This is a genomic window from Gilliamella sp. Choc5-1 (assembly GCF_001690595.1).
Lineage (GTDB): Bacteria > Pseudomonadota > Gammaproteobacteria > Enterobacterales > Orbaceae > Gilliamella > Gilliamella apicola_M.
On the sequence record NZ_LZHH01000010.1, the window covers coordinates 1 to 903 of the forward strand.

The following is a 903-nucleotide window of genomic DNA, read 5'->3' on the forward strand; positions in this document are numbered from 1 at the left end:
CGGTCTGAATGAAATAAATCTAATTTCGATAATGGCAGTTTAATTTGGCTTAATGCCGACATAACAAGCTCTGCTGTTTTATGTTGGCCAACATGGTAACCGACAATCTGCCTATCGGATAAGTTCACTAAAACACATAAATAGTTCCAACGTTGCTTAACTTGAATATAGGTTAAATCCGCAACAACAATTTGTTTTTTATCACCTACATCAAATTGTCGTTGCAGGTGATTTTCTGTGGCGGTTTCATTCACTTCCGTATTGTGAGATTGATAACGTTTAACGGTGTGTTTTGATACCAGCAATAAGGCTTTCATCACCCGAGCAATGTAACGGCGTGACGCGCAAATATTCTCTTTTTGTAAATCAAAACCAATTCGTCTTGTACCATAAGACTGATAGCTCTGATTAAATAGCGTCACGATTTTATCGGCATAAAGCCCTACTGATTTTTGTCTATTCAATTTACACTGATAATAAGCATAATATCTTGATAATCCTAAATATTGACATAGTTTTGTTATGCTATAACGATGTCGATTTGCTTTTAGGATAGCGATTTTCGCCCTATTATCAGTGCTGCTTGCTTTAGAATATCGTTTTCCATACGCAGCTGTTTAAGCTCTTTACGCAACGCGATTAACTCTTGTTCTTGTGGACTGCGATTATCTTTTGTTTTAAATGAGCCGCTTTGGCTTGCTTGCGTTATCCAACGGTCCAATGCTGATGGTGTCAAATCATATTCGGCAACGATTTCACTACGTGATTTACCATGTCGATAAAGACTGACCATTTGCTGTTTAAAATCATCTGTGAATGTTCGTCTTTTGCGTTTAATCTTATTCATATTTGTTCCTTTTTTAGTTGTGATAAGTTTACCTTACCCCTTAAAAAAGTTGTATG

At 36.4% G+C, this 903-nt stretch carries 2 protein-coding genes; both read right to left on the minus strand.

All coding sequences use genetic code 11. The features are described from left to right. A partial coding sequence (locus A9G35_RS00700; RefSeq protein WP_141673716.1) for an IS3 family transposase occupies window positions 1-464 on the minus strand: 464 nt, incomplete at its 3' end. A gap of 83 nt (window positions 465-547) precedes the next feature. After that, window positions 548-847, minus strand: a complete 300-nt coding sequence (locus tag A9G35_RS00705; protein WP_065589149.1) for an IS3 family transposase — start codon at window positions 845-847, stop codon at window positions 548-550. Window positions 848-903: the final 56 nt, after the last annotated feature.